Consider the following 16134-nt stretch of genomic DNA (forward strand, 5'->3'; position numbering starts at 1 on the left):
CGCAAAATCCATTTCCGTTTAGCAGGTTGTTTCTTGATCGCAGATCATGGGCTTCCTTCTTCGCTCTCCTGCGTCGAGCTACGAAGGACAGGTCGTCGGCGGCTGGCTGAGGACAGCCGGTCCCACCAGCGATGGGCATGCGCGCGTCGCCATGCTCCGCTTTCCGGAAATCAGTTTTGGCAAACGCTATAGAGAAACAGACCTGGTTGCAATGGATCGTGGTATGAAATACTCAGACCCACCAGGTAGGAAATGAGTTTTGCGAATCGCTAAAAGGTGCAGAGGTGGCAGAGATTAAATCGCGTGTTTCCTCAGGCGCTTTCCGGAAATTAGTTCTGAAAAACGCTATGGTAGAAATCCTGGAGGCTGGAGGTCTGCGCGCCTGGGGCGCTGGGGCGCTGGGGCGCTGGGGTATGCGGTGCCGTATTTGGCACGGCCTGTGGGAAGGCTGTTGCTCAGTTTGCAATTCTTCGGTCCCGCTTCACCCAGCGCATACGCAATGATCGAGGACGAGTAGGATGACGATTATGTTGATGCTTGCGGTGTGCTTTTACTTTGCGGGCACACTCATTTCGCTGCCATGCAGCACTGACACCAATGCCATTTCGATGAGGAGTTTCTGCACATTGCAGTCCGCTGCTGCGAAGCTGCGCTGGAGGTCTTCCAGGGTCTGCGGGCCGTAGGCGAGGGGCTGCTGCTTGACGAAGTGATTGAAGAGCTGACGGATGAAGGCGCGATGGCCGTAGGGACTGCTGGCGACGTAGTTGACGATGTCGCGGGGGCCGCTCAGATGTACCACGTGGCCTTCGTCATCGGAAAATTCTCCGATGGCATTCACCGGCTTGTGGTTGTCCTGCGTGCGCCAGCGGCCGATGGCGTCGAAGTTTTCGAGGCTGAAGCCGAGAGGGTTGATGGTGGAATGGCAGGACATGCAGGTGTTATTGCGTGTCAGTTCGGTGATCTTTTCGCGCATGGTGAGCTTCGGATTGAAGTGGGTCTCATCAAAGCTGACGGCGATGGGAGGCGGACGGAGCGAGAGGCCGACGATGTTGCGGGTGAGGAAGACGCCGCGATGGATGGGGGAGGTGGCGCGGCTGGAGGCCAGCGACGCGAGCAGGTAGGGATGGGTGACGACACCGGCGCGCTGCTTTGGATCAAACGCCACATGCTGAAACTCGCCGCCTTGTACGGGCTTGCCGTAGAATTTGCCGAGGCGGTCATTGAGGAGCAGGTAGTCGGCCTGGAGGAGCTGGCGGTAGTCGGATTGCGGACTCCACACGACCTGATCGAGGAATTCGAAGAGCGACTCGCGCAGGTCTGCCAGCACACTGTCGTCAAAGCCGGGGAAGATCTTCAGGTCCTTGGCATTGCCCTCGGCGCGCTCGAGTTCCAGCCAGTGGTGGAAGAAGCCGTGCAGCTTGGCCTTGGTGCGGGGATCGCTGAGCATGCGCTGCGCTTCCGCACGGATCTGCTGCGGGGTGCGCAGTTTGCCAGAGGCGGCGGCCTGCATGAGTCTCTTGTCAGGAATGGAGTCCCACAGGGTCAGCGCCAGACGTGAGGCATAGGCGAAGTCGTCGGGCTTCTCGGCTTCACGCAGTTCCGGGTAGAGGAACTGCGGTGACTTCAGGGTGAAGAGCACCACGCGTTTGACGGCCTGCTCGGGGCTCTTGGCGGAGGCGAACAGGCGCTCCACATGGAGCTGCTTTTGTTCTTCCGTCAGCGGACGGCAAAAGGCGGCCTCGACGAAGGTGAAGGCAAACTTTTTGAGCTTTTCCAGGCGGTCCGGCGCACCCTCCTTGGTGCCGGCGAGTTCGTTCAGTTTCTCTTCCACATGCTCTGCGGTGGAGATGGCAGCCTCCGTGGTGGCCTGATCCCAAGCTTTGGAAATGGAGGTGCCGCGCTCATAGCCGACGCTGCGGTCATCGGCAGGGAAATTTGTGCGCACGATCATGAGCTCGCGTGTGCGGTCGGTGCGCAGCGCATGCTGGGGGATGATCTCGGTGACACCGTGCGGGGGCTTCCATAACAGCTCGATGGAGGCGGACTGCTCCTTGAATTTGAAGTGGTCAAGCTTCAGCCGGTAGGCGCGGCCACCGACGAGGAAGAGGCTTTTTTTCTCCTCGCGCACGGTGGGGCCGGCGCTCACCCAGGCATCAATGAGGACACCGGTTTCACTGGTGTCATTGATCCAGAGGCGTGCGCCGTTTTCGGTCTTGAGGGTGAACTCATACACTCCTGTTTCCTCGGCCACGACGCTGCCTTCCCAAGTGTCCTGAAACTGCTCGGCCTCCATTTTGGCATTGTCGGGACTGCCGGTGCCAAAGTGAAATGCGACTTGGGGATCGACGCGTTCGAATTTGTAGTTGGGGCGCTTGGCTTTGATGCCGTCTTTCGGCGTGGTGTCCACGGCCTTCTCGCCGGGCTTCGGTAGTTCGACCCCACGGTAATTGGCCTTCAGGCCTGCCTCGGGATTGACGGGGCGGTCAAACCCTGGGCCCATGCGGAAGCGGCCGATGAGGTCCATGACCGAAGCGCGATACTGCGCGATGGTGAGGCGGCTCAGATCCTGCTCCGGTGGATGCAGGCGGGCCTGGGCTGCGGGGGAATAGAAGGCGTCGAAAATATAAGCCGTTACCTGTTTGGCGTCCTCTCCCACACAAAGTTCTTCATGATCTTCCGGCATGGTGCGGTCGATCTTGCGCGCCAGCGCCTCCACCGAGAGATTGCCTGTGAGCGGGTCGTCAAACTTGTCCTTCACGCCCTGGCCTTTGTCACCGTGGCAGTCCAGGCAGAGCTTTTTGTAAATGACGGCACCGGGATGCTCGGCGGCAGAAGCGTACGCCGTCAGCAGCCAGAGGGTGAGTCCGGCAAATCGTGAATGGGGGGATGTTTGGGCCATGAAAGGGGGTAAAACTTGGCTAAGAGAATAATCCCCTCACCGCAACCCTCTTTCAACAGGGTTACTGTTCCTTGGGCTCCTTGGAGGTGTCTTTGTAAGAGGCCTGTTTGGCCCGGACTCTCTCCATGGGCCAGCCGGTTAGGCTGGCGGTGGTGGTGGCCTCATCTTCAAAACGTTTGGGCAATCCTTTGAAGTAGGCTTTGGCCGCCTCGGTCTTCGAATTGCCGCGCCAAGGGTGATTGATGATGTAGCGCCCCTGGATGAACTGTGTGTCGCCTGTTTCCTGGAAGACGATGTCCTCAGGGAAGTGCTCGCTGTCATAGCGCACATGAAGGCGGGTGATGAAGGCGCTGCCTTGTTCGGGGCGGGCATTGTCATCGCCTTTGAGCCAGGTGCAGCCCAGCTCACGGAGTTCCTTGAGGGGGACTGGATCGCTGCTGCAGGGATCGCACCAGCCCATGTCCCAGTAGTATTCAGTGATCACGGAACTCATTTTTTCCTGGGTGACGACGAGGTCGAACATGGCGCGGTAAAAGTCGGCGAATTCGCTCTTGATGAACTCCGGCACGTTCTTGTTGGTGTGCATCTGGATGGTTCGGTAGTTGGTGGACTCCACGCGGCCATTGCGATTGAGCACATAGACGATCATGTCCTGCGGTCCTTTCGCATTCACGGTGCCGAGGCGGACGGGGAGCATGAACTTGCGGCTTTTGAAGCTGACGCGGATGGGGCGCAGCCAGGTGCGGCCTTCCTGTGCCTGGCGCTCCATGTTCACCTTTGCCACGAAGAACTTCATGTTCTGGCGGATGTAGCTGTCGAGCACAGGCTCTGCGCCCTCAGGCATTTTGTAGCTGTTTTCATTGAGCCAGAGCACGAGGCCGTCGCTCTGCTTGGCGGAGAGGACGAGGATGTCGTACTCGCCTGCGGTGAACTGTTTTTCGATGGTGACGCCGCGGGCACGTGCGCCGTCGGAGAAGGTGCGTTTGGCGCGTAAACCACCACTGGCCCCTGGAGCCATAGGATTGAACATGATGATCGGTTCATCGGGATCACGATCCCAGTACTCCACCAGTCGCGGTGCGGTGTAGGCGTCCAGATGGTCGAGCACACTCTTCTCGACCACTTTCACATCCTCCTTGTCGATGACAGTCGGCACCGGGATGACGAGCGCGAATTCTTTCGGATCGCCCTGGTAGTCGCTGGCCATGGTGATGGAGGTGAACTGGCCATCCCGCACCAGCGCCACCTGCGAAGACTGATTGTAGAGCTTGCTGTCCGCGCGGGCGACATAGAAGCCGCAGAAGGCGGAGGCGGTGACTGGCAGCACGGCGGCTGCAAGCAGGAGCAGGAAGGAGGGTTTCATGAGGTTGCGAGATTGAGCTGAAATTTGGATGTGCCTGACCAGGAATAACGCTGCGCAGGCAGCAGGAAATCAATCAACGGCGTCAGCAGCGAAACTGCCGCCAGCGCCCACAGCGGGCCGTTCGTTTCAAACATGCGGAACTGCCACCACCAGCCGCCGAGGGCCACGAGAACGGCGAACACCATACGACCGGCGCGGGAGTCGGGTGTGGTGCGCGGGTCGGAGATCATGAAGAAGGTGAAGAGCAGCAGTGCGCCGTTTTGCATGCGATGGAGCGGGATGGTCATCGGCTCATGCAGCCAGAGGGAACGACCGACGAGCAGTGCGATCCAGGACGCAAGAAATGTCAGCGCGACATCCGCACGGCCAGCGCGCATGACCACCAGTCCGCCGAGGCAGGCCATGAGGAAGGCGAAGAAAGCGACATTGCCCCACTGGCCTGGGCTGACCCACACGCGGCCATCACTTACCAGCATGAGGATCACGAGCGCGATATTGGTGGGATTGAAGAGGTGCTTTCCGCGCCAGCGCAGCGCAAACTTGGAACCGACGGCAATGCCGGCCGCCAGCATGGCGAGCCACCAGGCGCTGCAGCGGCATAGCAGGCACAGGGACAGCCCGGAGATGAGCGCGCTGCGCCATTCAAAGCGCAGATGCGTCCACTTTGAGAGCAGCCACTGGCTCCCCAGCACGGTGGTTAAAATCAAAGACGCACGCGTCGCCGTAACTTCAAAGTCGAGCACCACCATGCCATACACGAGCAGGGTGCCGAGCACGGCGATCTGATAATGACGCGGGTCGAGAAGCATGATCGACTTATTGCAACACAGGCGTCTCGATTTGTAAAATAGAGACTCACCTTAAAAAGGCGATCCTGCCAGCATGGCATTATTATAGGGCTGCAGTCCCCCAGAGCTTCGCTAGCAGGGCAAACATTTCGGGATCGTGCTGTTTCAACTCTGCCGCTGTGAAGGGGAAGAAATCGTTGCGGCTGAAGAAGGCCTCTGAACATTCGGCGAAGTATTCTTTTGCGTTGGTCATGGCGTAGGCTTTGGCGAGCCGCTTTTTTCCTTCGGAATCCTGGCGCTGCACCTGGTCATATTTGCCGGCGGCTTTGGCATGCTGAAAGGCGGCCTCGATCTCGGCATTTTCAAAGCCCAGCACGCGGTCGTGATAGGCGTGGGCCAGCTCATGCAAGGCGAAGTTGGGCATGCGGCGGGTTTCGGCCTCGAAGATGCTGACGTTGGTGAATTCGACGCCCTTCGCCATGGCTGGATCGTGGTCGTGGTCGCGCAGCCAGTCCGCGTTGGGGTGGTAGGCGGCGTGCGCGCGTTCCTTTGGATACACCGGGTTGAAGTAGAGCGGCACTTTGCGCAGCTCTGCCACGGCCTTGGCTGGAACGACGCGCACGATTTCGTCGAGCTGTGTGCGGAGCAGTTGCATGGCTTTCTCCAGGGCGGGGGCGTCGGCTTCGATCAACTTTACATTCACGTGCACTGTCCAGCCGGCGATGCGGCGCTTGTCATAGGGTCGTGTGCCGATCGCCTGCGGCTGCATGTTCGGTGAGTAGCGAAACTCTTGGACCTGCTCCTTGCTTACGACTTCCGTTTCTTTTCCTCCGTCAACGATGACGAAACGATGCCCGAGCGTGGTGCCGATGGTGCTGCCTTGGCCGGGTTTGAGTTTGCCATTGGAGACGCGCCCGCCGTCTGGCCTGACCCAGAAGACTTCCACGGCATGCGGTGCGGCGTTGATGATTTGCAGCTTGGGACGGTCCAGCGCCAGGGCGGCTGATGAGACAAGCAGGAGTGCGGAGAGAAAGGTTTTCATGCGAAGCGGTCAGGTGACATCAAATCGAGCGACAGGGGAGGTTTCTCTCCGGCGAGGAGATCGCTGACGATTTTTCCTGTCGCGGGGGCGAGGCTGAGGCCCATCATGGCGTGGCCGGTGGCGAGGGTGAGATTTTTCCAGCGGCGGGTGCGGCCGATGTAGGGCATGCCATCTGGCGAGACGGGGCGCAGGCCGGACCAGGGCTTTACTTCGGCGAAGTCGCTTTCTTCAAACGCGGGGAAGTAGGTGGGAAAGGCGCGGGTGATGCCACGCACGCGGCGGTGGGTGATGGATTCATCAATGCCGGCCATTTCCATGGTGCCGCCGATACGCAGCGTGCCGTCCATGGGTGTGACGGCGAGCCGTGCCTCGGTGCAGATGCTGCATAGCTGAGGGAGTTGCTTTGGCTGAGGCAGGGTGAGGCTGTAGCCTTTGCCTGCCTGCATGGGGAGCTTGAGCGCTAGAGACTTTGCCAGATGGGCTGACCACACACCACTACAAAGAACCACTTCATGGCACTTGATTTGACCTCTTGATGTTTTGACTGCACGCAGTGTGTTGTTTTCCACTTCAAAGCCGTGCACTTCGGTCTCCCATAGGAACTCTGCGCCAAGATGGGTGAGTTCTGATTCGAGAGCGGAGATAAAGCGGGTGGGGGAGAGGTGGCAGTCTTTGGGGAAGAAGACGCTGCCGCAGACGTCCATGGTGACGCTGGGATCGAGTGCGGCGGTGGCTTTGGCATCGAGGACTTGGGCGGGTATGCCGAGGGCATTGGCGGTGGCTGCCATGTGGGCTTCCTCATCGAGGGTCTGCTGCTGTTTGCAGAGCATGAGGAGGCCGTTTTTGACGAGGCCGAAATCGAGGCCGATGTCTTCAAAGCACTGGCGGCTGAGGAGGCTGAGGTCTCGCAGGATGGGGGCTGCGGCGGCAACGCGCGCGGCGGTGGCGGATTTCCAGAAGTGGAGGGCCCAGGCGAGGAGATCGGCATCGAGACGGGGCTTGATGTAAAAGGGGGACTCGGGGTTCCACATCCATCTGAGGCCGAGGCGGACCATGCCGGGCGCGGCGAGAGGGGTGAAGTGACTGGGGACGATCATGCCTGCATTGCCAAAGGAGCATCCGTCGCGCTGGGCAGCGTTGCGCTCGATGATCGTGACCTGCATGCCGCGCCGTGCGCAGTAGAGCGCTGTGCTCAGGCCGATGACGCCTGCTCCGAGGATGGTGACGTGGATGGGCATGTGGCCCGATGCTATCGCCGCAGGCTCCAGCCGTCTTGCTCAAAGCCCGGCTGCCAGCTGCGATTTCAAACAAGTGCGTGTGCTCACTTGAGCTGAGGCAATGCCATTTTTTCATATTGCCAGATTCATAACGTCACGTTCACATGCCGCATGACCGCAAACGCTGACTGCCCCCGCTGCCACTCCTCCATTCCGATGGAGGACATCAGTGTGTCCACGGACATTGCTCTCTGTCGGCGCTGCGAAGAGCGCTGGAACTATTCGAACCTTCTTACCCGCAAAGACTCGGTTGCTGTGGTGGCTCAAGCTCCAGGCGGCGCATGGCACACGCCTGCCATTAATGGCTTTGAAGTCGGGGCCTCGACGCGGTCCCCTCTGGCGTTCTTCCTCGTGCCATTCATGTGTGTGTGGTCGGGCTTTTCACTGAACGGCATTTATGGCAGTCAGATCGTCAGTGGAAAGTTCAATCTCGGGACGTCTCTTTTTGGCATTCCTTTTGTGCTGGGAACCCTACTGCTAGGCAGTGCTGCATTGATGGCGGTGTGTGGAAAAGTGGTGGTCACGGTGCGGGGTCGGGAAGGCAGGGTCTTCACCGGCGTGGGGCCGCTTGGCCGGACGAGAAGGTTTGACTGGAGTCAAGTCTCAGCCATCACCGAGGACTGGAACTACAGCCGTCGCGGCCAGGGAACGCAGTATATCGCGATCACGGCGGAAAGGAAGATCAAGATCTATGCTTTGAATACGGATCGTCATCGCTACATGCTCGCCGTGCTGAATTATCACTGGCAGCAGCCATGACTCCTGGCCATTCCCAAGGGGGGCGTGCATGGCAGCCAGCCGTGGGTTCACGGCCGCAAATGCCGCACGAGAAACTCCATGCGCATGCGGGAGCCATAGGGCGTCTCGGCTGCGCCGTGGCCGGTGCCGATGATGGGCATGAAGTCGAAGGTCTTGCCGGCTTTTTGGAGGGCCCCGACGACTTGGGTGGTGGTGGCGGGATCGACGTTGGTGTCGAGTTCGCCGACGATGAGGAGCAGGTGGCCTTTCAATTTGTGGGCGTCTTCTTTGTTGGAACTGTGAGCGTAGCTGTCGTCCACGGGCCAGCCCATCCACTGCTCATTCCACCAGATTTTGTCCATGCGGTTGTCGTGGCAGCCGCAGTCGGCGACGGCGACGTGGTAGAAGCTATGATGATCTAGCAGGGCGCGCATGGCGTTCTGGCCGCCGGCGCTGCCGCCGTAGATGCCGACGCGGCTGAGGTCCATCCATGGGCGGGTTTTGGCGGCGGCTTTGATCCAGGCGATGCGGTCGGGGAATCCGGCGTCTTTGAGGTTTTTCCAGCAGACATCGTGGAAGGCTTTGCCGCGATGATTGGTGCCCATGCCGTCGAGTTTGACGATGATGAAGCCGAGTTCTGCGAGGATGTGGTGGGTGAGTAGGCGGCCGAAGTCCTTGGGGGTGAAGGCGCTGTGGGGGCCGGCGTAGATGTCTTCGATGACGGGGTATTTTTTCGCGGGATCGAAGTGCGAGGGTTTGATGAGGATGCCGTGGATGTCGGTGGTGCCATCGCGGCCTTTGGCGACGAAGCGCTCGGGCAGGGTCCAGCCTGCGGCGAGGAGCTGGGTGGCGTCGGTTTTTTCCAATTCGCAGACGAGAGTGCCATCGCTGCTGCGACGCAGTTCGTGGACGGGTGGGAGATCGGCGCGGGAATAGGAGTCGGTGAAGTAATCGCGATTGGGGGAGAACTCGATGTGGTGATTGCCATCTCCCTGAGTGAGATGCAGGAAGCCGGTGCCGTTGAAGTTGATGCGGCAGAGGTGGAGGTGGTAGGGGTCTTCGTCTTTGCGCAGGCCGCTGGCGAGGAACTGGATCTCGCGCTTTGTTTCATCGACGTGCAGGACTTCGCGGGCGGGCCAGGTGCCGGTGGTGATCTGGTTTTTGACGCGGCCGGTTTTGGTGTCGTAGAGGTAGATATGGCACCAGCCGTCGCGTTCGCTCATCCAGAGGAGTTCGCCGGTTTTGCCGAGCCAGTGACGCCAGGTTTTGTGGGTGTAGTCGACGAAGGTCTTGCTAGTTTCTTCGACGACTACGCGCACGTCTGCTGTCTGCGCATTCACGGCGAGGATGCGGTAGAGTTGGTGTCCGCGCTGGTTGTATTCGAAGTAGAACTCGCTGCTGTCGGATGACCAATGGAGGTCGAGTTTTTCGCTTTGGGTGAAAGGATTGGGGAAGAGGTCGGACTTCACGCGGGTCCATTCACAGCCGCTGTCGGTGATGCGGAAGATGACGGGGAAGGGCTTGGGCAATGGGTCGCCGGGCTTGGCGTAATCGCGTTCGATGAGTTTGGGCTGAAGCTGGTCTTTGGGAGTGGAGTCGACGAGGGTGAGTTTGCGGACAGGAACGGGGACGCAACTGCTGACCACGAAGGTCTTGGAGTCGGGCGACCAGCGGATGGGGCCGTGCAAAGGGGACTTGGCGGCGGACTCGATTTTTAGGCGAAGGGTTTTGTTGGCGGTGAGATCATGGAGAAGCACGAATTCCTGCTCGATGATGGCGGACCATTTGCCGTCGGGGGATGGTGTGCCGCCTGTTTTTTTCTGTGGATTGTCTTTGGCTCTGGAGAGGCCTTTGCCGTCGATGATGAGGGTCTGGGGCGTGGCGGAGGCTTCGATGGCCGCGAGATGTTCACCTGTGCTGCTGGTGATGAGCCAGACGTGGCCTTCGTAGGTGTGCTGCTCGCGCTCGCTGCCGGCGCGAATGCGGCCGTAACTTGTGTGCTCGCCCTGCTGATTGATCCAGAAGAGATCGACGTCGGTGTCGAGCTGATTGATGAATTTGAGGCCGGATTCCTCGCCGGTGCGGGAGGTTTTGTGGAGTTCGATTTTTGCGGTGGAGGATTTGAGCGCTTCTTTCTCGGGGAGGCCGAGAGCTTTGAGTGATGGGGCGGTTTTGCGTTCGCCGGTGGCGGCGTTGATGAGGACGAATTCGTGCTGCGCGGGGGAGGTTTGGATGCGGTACCAGAAGGACTTGCCGTCGGGAAGCCAGTTGGGTTTGACGCGGTCGCGGAAGACGAGGTTTTCGGTGCGTTTGGGGAGGGTGAGGGCGTGTTCGAAACGATCTTGAGCTAGCCCAGAGGACACGAAGAGGGACAGTAGGATGAACCAGAGGAGGCTTTTCATGGATGGGAAAATCTGGGGTGAAAATGAAACCTTTGGGTCAAGAATGAGAGTGTTCATCGTGGGCTTGGAGAGGCGGGTGCGATTGAGCGCGCGTGGATTCGCAGCGAAGGTTCGTTCAGACGCTGCTGGTGGACCCGGTGCGAGGAGCCACTCTGGGTTTGCTTTCCGGAGATGGGTGCATGACCCAGGGTTGCCTCGCTGAGGCTCGGCTAACCCTGGGCTATATTCCGCAACCCCATTGGGGTTGAAGAAGCTGCAAAGAGGGTTTTTCATGGATTGGAAACGCTGTGTGCCTCGGATGGGACTCTGGGGTGAAACGAACAGGATTGATCCGCCGAAGAGGGGCGGAGAGGGATGAATCAGGGAAGCGTTTTCATGGGATGGAAATCTCTGAGCGTCTTGGACTGGGATCTGTGGTTGCTTCAATTCCGTGACGAAATGGGTCAGCGGGATCAAGTATGAGGGTGGATTCGGCGGTGATGAAGGCGGTGCCGGTGATGGTGGGAATGATGGCGGTGGTTTCTGTATTTTCGTAGCTGGCTTCGAAGACGCTGCCGATGATGCTTTCATGCCGCCAGATTTCGCCGGGGGCGAGTTTTCCGTCTGCGGCGAGGCAGGCGAGCTTGGCGCTGGTGCCGGTGCCGCAGGGGGAGCGGTCGTATTCGCCGCCGGGGCAGAGGACGAAATTGCGGCTGTGGTTTGTGGCGTCGTGGGGTGGAGCGATGAGTTCGATGTGATCGACTTCGGGGTGGCCGGCTGCGTGCACGGCGGTGCGCATGGCGAGGCAAGCTGCAGTGAGCTGGGGGATGTTGGAGCGGGTGAGTTCGAGACCGTGGTCGGATACCAGTAAGAACCAGTTGCCGCCGTAAGCGATGTCTCCGATGACGCCGCCTGCCTGTATGGCTTTGGCTTTGCGGTGGGATGGGACGTTGCGAATGCTTACGCGGCCATCGTCATGCAGGGTGGCGGTAACGATGCCGACGGGGGTTTCGATGCGGTGATGGCCGGGTGAGATGCGGCCTAGGTGCGCGAGGGTGATGATGAGGCCGATCATGCCGTGGCCGCACATGCCGAGGAGGCCGACGTTGTTGAAGAAGATGACGCCTGCGGCGCATGAGGGGTCTGTGGGCCGCACGAGCAAGGCACCGACGATGACGTCATGCCCGCGTGGTTCGCAGATGATGGCGCGGCGGTAGGTTTCCAGATCATCTGCGGTGACGCCACTGAGCACGACGCGGGTGGGCTCGCCGCCGGTGTGTGAGTCTATGATTTGAATCTTGTGGGGCGGGGGCATGGGAGGAAGAGCCGGAATCAAAGTGGTGCGTTGAGTCGCGGCTCTTGGAGCTGGATGGAGCTTGAGCGCGGCGGAACTTGTTGCAGATGCTGCGGGTGAACGCTGTATGTGGCAGAGCGGTGGGTCTGCTTCTGGATCGGGAATGCTGAGTACCCTGGGCGTTGCCCAGAACTACGATAGGCCGCACCATTGGTGCTGATGAGTTGGGCGCTCGCGATCAATAGGCTCGGGCGAGTGCGATTCATGCTGAGCTATTTTTTGCTGGTGGTGCGGGCCTCCAGTTCCTGACGGGTGGCGATGGGGACGTAGCCGGCTTCCATGCCTTTTGGCGGGGTGAGGATGAGGGCGGGGTCGAGATCGGCGAGTTTGCCGGTGGTGGGGGCGGCGAGGTAGTCGCGGTCTTTGGTCCAGGCGAGGTGCAGTTTTTCTACGCGGGACTGGAGCTGCTCGCGCTCTTCCGGAGTGAGGTCAGCGTTGAGGATGGCGGGTTGATCGGCGAAGCGATACCAGTGGTAGGTTACGACGCTACCATCGCCAAGATGGGCTAGGAAAGGACCTGCGGCGGGGCCGGGCTTCTTCCAGCAGCTTTCGGCGTCATCGGGGGTGGTGCGTGGTTCTTGGGGCTTTTCCGTTGGCGGGTCGAAGGTCACGGCGGCGAGTCCGAGTTCGGGTGGAACGTCTTTGGCTGCGATGGCTTTCCATTCGGGCTTTTTGCCGTCGGTGCCGAGGCGGAAGTATTCGGGCAGGGTGACGAGGGTGCCGTGAGGGGTGGCTTTTTTGTGCGTGAGCTGCTGGTCCCAGCGATACCCAAAAGTGGTAGGCTCTGGCACCGTGGAAGTGGCGAAGGCTTTCCAGTCGAGTGGGATCTTTTCGTCCCGTGGTGTGGGAGGGACATAGATTTTCCAATTGGAGCCGCCGCCTTTGCTGAAGGTATGTACGACTGAGGCTTCGGGTTTGAGCGCGCCGCTGGCGGGAGTGCCGCCGGTGAACCAGGTCTTCACGTCGTCCCACAACGCCGCCTTTTTGTAAGCTGTGATGCGATGGAGCACGGTGGAGGTGCCGTCTGGGCCGATGGGGAATGAGGTGGGAGCGACGCGGGCGTAGGTGCCTCCTTTGGAGTCGGTGGCCTGCACGCTGGGGACGTACTGGGTCTCCATTTGGATGGCTTTGTTGGGGCTGACGGCGCGTGAATCCAGAGTGAGTCCGGTGAATTCAGACTTGTCCGCTGCGGAGTGTGACCAGAAGTAGGGAGTGAAGAAAGCGACGGGGCCTTTGAAGTTTCCAGTGTTCAGAAAGAGGGTCCAGGATTGGTCTCCGGTGGGGACGTTCTTGCCGTCGGTAGTGGCTTTGGGATTTGTCAGGGGCAGCGGCAGGTAGCCGTAGCCGAAGAGTTCGCCGCAGGTGCCTTGCTTGAGATTCAAGCCATCAAGCGGAAACAGCAGCCAAGGGCTGAGCTGCGCGACGCCGTAGAGTCCTCTGGGTTTTTCCCAGGTGCCTGCGCCGTAGCCGGGACCATTGGCGATGGCGCTGAAGTTTGGGCCGACGCCGCCCATGATGAACTTGGGTGTCGCCGTGGGAAAGCGGGTGTCGCGCCACCAGCCGAGGCCGCCTTCAATGTCGGTGTAGCATTTGAGGGTGGGTTCATGACCTTTTTCATGCTGGGGATGCATCCAGGTGCCCCAGAGGCCGGTTTGAAACTTGTGGCCGGGATATTTTTCCAGCAGTGGCCAGGCGGCGGCATAGAGGGAGAAGCCGGCATTGAATTCCTCCGGGACTTTTTCGGCGGGGCCGAAGAGGTATCCGGCCATCTCGGCCTGTTTCACTTCTGCCGTTGCAGCAGAAAGAGGCAGGGCGAGGAGCAATGCTGCGAATGGGCGAAGCGCGTGTTTCATAGTTGTTGTCGTCACTTGGTGGATTGCTGCATCATTTGAAGCGATGCTTCTGCAAAGGCTCTGCCCATGAGAGCGAAGGTTTTGGCGCAGCCGAGGTAGTGATAGGCGGCATTGGAGGCACCGCGTTTCCACAGGGCTTCTTCAGCGGGGGAGATGAGTTTTGCTTCAAACTGCTTTATGTATTCGCGCTGCTGCTGCTCGTTCATCGAGCCATCGGCATTGGCGAACTTTTTGTTTTTGGACTTCAACTCGTAGGCCATCTGACGGACTTGATCGTGCTTGTCGGCGATGGCACCGAGTTCATCGGACCAGAACGGCGCGGTCTGCACAGCGGTGACGTCGCCTTGAAACTCAGGGAGTTTGGCGGGGGCAGCCATGGCCTCGCGAAAGGCGGCGATGTGTTCGTTTGGCTGCGCGCCGCCGATGCCCATAACGCCGATGACGAAGGGCATCTTGGGGACGTGGAGGTCCTTGCGCACGTCGCGGATGAGATCTGCCAGCCACTCGCTGTATCTGGCGTAGCGAGGCTGGGTGGCATCCTTGGCGGGGAGGGGATATACATCGCGGCTCACCATGTCGTTGAAGCCTTGCAGCCAGACGAAGCTGCTGATTTCGAAGCCCTGCTGGGCATCATAAGCCGGGCAGACGCGTTTGATGTCGCCGAGCACGTGCTTCACATGATCGATCATGAGGCGGTAGTAGTGGCCGGAGTCCTTTTCAAGGTAGCGCTGTTTCTCGATGTCTTGCGCGCTGCGCTGGTACACGCCGGCACTTGGCGGACGAAAGTCGTGGTAGAGAGATTTGCCGCCCCAGGCGGTTTTGATGATGAGCACGGGCTCCTTCAGCGTGGCGTCCATGGTGATGCCGAAGGTAAACTCAGGGCCGATCTTGCCGCCGCCTGCCTCGGGTTTTTGACGTGAGCCGTAGCCAGCGGTGAGCTTGCCAAAGCCTTCGCCATTGGCTTCGCCGATGCCGGTGAGGTAGGAGATGTAAACGTGATCGCAGACGCGTGGTTTGCCATCGGCACCAAGCATTTGTTTGAGCAGCGGCGCGGTGGTGGGATCGTCGCCGATGTAGTCGAAGGTTTCGATTTTGGCGTGACCTTCCATGTTGGACTGGCCAGCGAGGATGAAGACCTTGAGAGGCGTGGCGGTGGCTGCGGAGGTGAGGAGCAGGCTGAGGAGGATGGAGAAGAGTCGTTTCATAGGGCAGGGCGCTTGGCTAGGGCATCGCGGATGATTTTGAGGACTTGCTCGCGTTCGGCTCCGGCGAGGGGCAGGCGGGGCTCGCGACACCATTCTTTGCCGAGGCCGGTTTCCTGGCAGAGGAGCTTGATGTATTGCACAAAGTGGATGTGGGTATCGAGCTTCATGAGGGGCTGCATCCAGCGGTAGAGGGTGCGGGCTTCGTCCCACTTTCCGGCGCGGGTGAGTTCCCAGAGCTTTTGGTTTTCTATGGGGAAGGCGATGCCGCTGCCGGCGACCCAGCCGTCGATGCCGAGGATGCTGCATTCGAGGATGAGATCGTCCACGCCGGTGAAGAGTTGGTAGCGGTCGCCAACGAGATTGCGGAGTTCGGTGATGCGGCGGGGATTGGCGCTGCTCTCTTTGATGGAGGTGAGGTTTTCGATGTCGGCGTATTGGGCGAACATCTCGGGCGTGACATCGGTGTGGTAGCCGACGGGGTTGTTGTAGAGCATCCAGGGCAGGGGCGTGGCTTTGGCGAGGGTGCGGAACCAGTGCTCGGTCTCGCGGGGATCGCTCTTGTAAACCATGGGGGGCATGATCATGAAGCCTGCTGCGCCGAGTTGCTCGCAGTCATGCATGTATCGGATGGCGGCGCTCGTGTGCATCTCGGCGACGCCAGTGAGGACGGGGATGCGGCCGTAGGCGGTGTCGACGGCGCATTTAAGGACGGCGCGTTTTTCATCGGGATGCAGGCATTGGTTTTCGCCGAGGGAACCGCAGACGATAAGGCCGGAGATGCCGGAGGTGATGAGGGCTTCGAAGTGGTGGGCGGAGGCGGGGAGATCAAGGGATTGATCTTCGTGGAGCTGGGTGACGACTGCTGGGAAGACGCCGGACCATTGAGGGAGTGTTGGCATGGAGAGGTTGGGATGAGTTTAACCACAGAGGGCACGGAGCGGCACAGAGGTAAGAGAGGGGGAACGGACGGGGATTTGATTAACCACGGAATACACAGAATACACGGAAGTCGGAGACGGTTGCAGGTTGGGAGTCTGGTGAGTGGAGACTCTGTGGGAGAAATGAAAAGCACTGAGCAGGCACAGAGAGACGCAGAGGTATGAAGAGGAAGGGTTTCATGGATCGGGACTCTGTGAGCCTCGGATTGGACTCTGTGGTGAATCTGAATCTGAGATGACGAAGGGTCTTGATTGCTTTTTGGCTGGGCGACTGCCAATTCAGTCAAAACCATGGA

11 protein-coding genes are annotated in these 16134 nt (G+C 59.8%); 1 reads left to right on the plus strand and 10 read right to left on the minus strand.

Translation table 11 applies throughout. The annotated features are described in order from the left end of the window. Positions 1 to 550 precede the first annotated feature (550 nt). The 5 genes from PSV43_RS21330 to PSV43_RS21350 all read right to left on the minus strand — a co-directional run bounded on the left by PSV43_RS21330 (position 551) and on the right by PSV43_RS21350 (position 7330). The gene (locus tag PSV43_RS21330) at positions 551 to 2899 is read right to left on the minus strand and encodes a DUF1592 domain-containing protein (protein WP_300202434.1); all 2349 of its coding nucleotides are present in this window, start codon (positions 2897 to 2899) and stop codon (positions 551 to 553) included. A gap of 61 nt (positions 2900 to 2960) precedes the next feature. Then, a complete protein-coding gene (locus PSV43_RS21335; protein WP_300202437.1) occupies positions 2961 to 4262 on the minus strand; it encodes a DUF2330 domain-containing protein in 1302 nt (433 codons plus the stop codon). Continuing rightward, on the minus strand, positions 4259 to 5071 hold the full coding sequence (locus PSV43_RS21340; protein WP_300202440.1) for an RnfABCDGE type electron transport complex subunit D: 813 nt from the start codon (positions 5069 to 5071) through the stop codon (positions 4259 to 4261). Before PSV43_RS21340 ends, PSV43_RS21335 begins: the two co-directional genes overlap by 4 nt. A gap of 82 nt (positions 5072 to 5153) precedes the next feature. After that, positions 5154 to 6092, minus strand: coding sequence for a hypothetical protein (locus tag PSV43_RS21345; protein ID WP_300202442.1), 939 nt, complete (start codon positions 6090 to 6092; stop codon positions 5154 to 5156). After that, entirely contained in the window at positions 6089 to 7330 is a 1242-nt protein-coding gene (locus tag PSV43_RS21350; protein ID WP_300202445.1) for an FAD-dependent oxidoreductase, read from the minus strand. Before PSV43_RS21350 ends, PSV43_RS21345 begins: the two co-directional genes overlap by 4 nt. Before the next feature lie 150 nt (positions 7331 to 7480). Between PSV43_RS21350 and PSV43_RS21355 the strand changes: the two genes are divergently transcribed. Further along, on the plus strand, positions 7481 to 8128 hold the full coding sequence (locus PSV43_RS21355; protein ID WP_300202448.1) for a hypothetical protein: 648 nt from the start codon (positions 7481 to 7483) through the stop codon (positions 8126 to 8128). A 47-nt stretch (positions 8129 to 8175) separates the two neighbouring features. On the opposite strand, the gene PSV43_RS21360 is transcribed toward PSV43_RS21355, so the two are convergent. From PSV43_RS21360 to PSV43_RS21380, 5 genes are all read right to left on the minus strand, one after another. Continuing rightward, complete coding sequence (locus tag PSV43_RS21360) at positions 8176 to 10509, minus strand: prolyl oligopeptidase family serine peptidase (RefSeq protein WP_300202451.1); 2334 nt, start codon at positions 10507 to 10509, stop codon at positions 8176 to 8178. Positions 10510 to 10882: 373 nt separating this feature from the next. After that, positions 10883 to 11803, minus strand: a complete 921-nt coding sequence (locus tag PSV43_RS21365; RefSeq protein WP_300202454.1) for a proline racemase family protein — start codon at positions 11801 to 11803, stop codon at positions 10883 to 10885. Positions 11804 to 12054: 251 nt separating this feature from the next. Continuing rightward, positions 12055 to 13695, minus strand: a complete 1641-nt coding sequence (locus PSV43_RS21370) for a hypothetical protein (RefSeq protein WP_300202457.1) — start codon at positions 13693 to 13695, stop codon at positions 12055 to 12057. Positions 13696 to 13706: 11 nt separating this feature from the next. Next, positions 13707 to 14900, minus strand: a complete 1194-nt coding sequence (locus tag PSV43_RS21375) for a sialate O-acetylesterase (protein WP_300202460.1) — start codon at positions 14898 to 14900, stop codon at positions 13707 to 13709. After that, positions 14897 to 15799, minus strand: coding sequence for a dihydrodipicolinate synthase family protein (locus PSV43_RS21380; RefSeq protein ID WP_300202463.1), 903 nt, complete (start codon positions 15797 to 15799; stop codon positions 14897 to 14899). The genes PSV43_RS21375 and PSV43_RS21380 overlap by 4 nt, the downstream gene beginning before the upstream one ends. Between the last annotated feature and the right edge of the window lie 335 nt (positions 15800 to 16134).

Origin of the sequence: Prosthecobacter sp. (assembly GCF_029946185.1) — a bacterium.
Classification (GTDB): Bacteria; Verrucomicrobiota; Verrucomicrobiia; order Verrucomicrobiales; family Verrucomicrobiaceae; genus Prosthecobacter.

Coding starts and splice junctions, on each gene's coding strand:
- PSV43_RS21330 (WP_300202434.1), bottom strand. CDS start 2,899: ATGGCCCAAACATCCCCCCATTCACGATTTGCCGGACTCACCCTCTGG.
- PSV43_RS21335 (WP_300202437.1), bottom strand. CDS start 4,262: ATGAAACCCTCCTTCCTGCTCCTGCTTGCAGCCGCCGTGCTGCCAGTC.
- PSV43_RS21340 (WP_300202440.1), bottom strand. CDS start 5,071: ATGCTTCTCGACCCGCGTCATTATCAGATCGCCGTGCTCGGCACCCTG.
- PSV43_RS21345 (WP_300202442.1), bottom strand. CDS start 6,092: ATGAAAACCTTTCTCTCCGCACTCCTGCTTGTCTCATCAGCCGCCCTG.
- PSV43_RS21350 (WP_300202445.1), bottom strand. CDS start 7,330: ATGCCCATCCACGTCACCATCCTCGGAGCAGGCGTCATCGGCCTGAGC.
- PSV43_RS21355 (WP_300202448.1), top strand. CDS start 7,481: ATGACCGCAAACGCTGACTGCCCCCGCTGCCACTCCTCCATTCCGATG.
- PSV43_RS21360 (WP_300202451.1), bottom strand. CDS start 10,509: ATGAAAAGCCTCCTCTGGTTCATCCTACTGTCCCTCTTCGTGTCCTCT.
- PSV43_RS21365 (WP_300202454.1), bottom strand. CDS start 11,803: ATGCCCCCGCCCCACAAGATTCAAATCATAGACTCACACACCGGCGGC.
- PSV43_RS21370 (WP_300202457.1), bottom strand. CDS start 13,695: ATGAAACACGCGCTTCGCCCATTCGCAGCATTGCTCCTCGCCCTGCCT.
- PSV43_RS21375 (WP_300202460.1), bottom strand. CDS start 14,900: ATGAAACGACTCTTCTCCATCCTCCTCAGCCTGCTCCTCACCTCCGCA.
- PSV43_RS21380 (WP_300202463.1), bottom strand. CDS start 15,799: ATGCCAACACTCCCTCAATGGTCCGGCGTCTTCCCAGCAGTCGTCACC.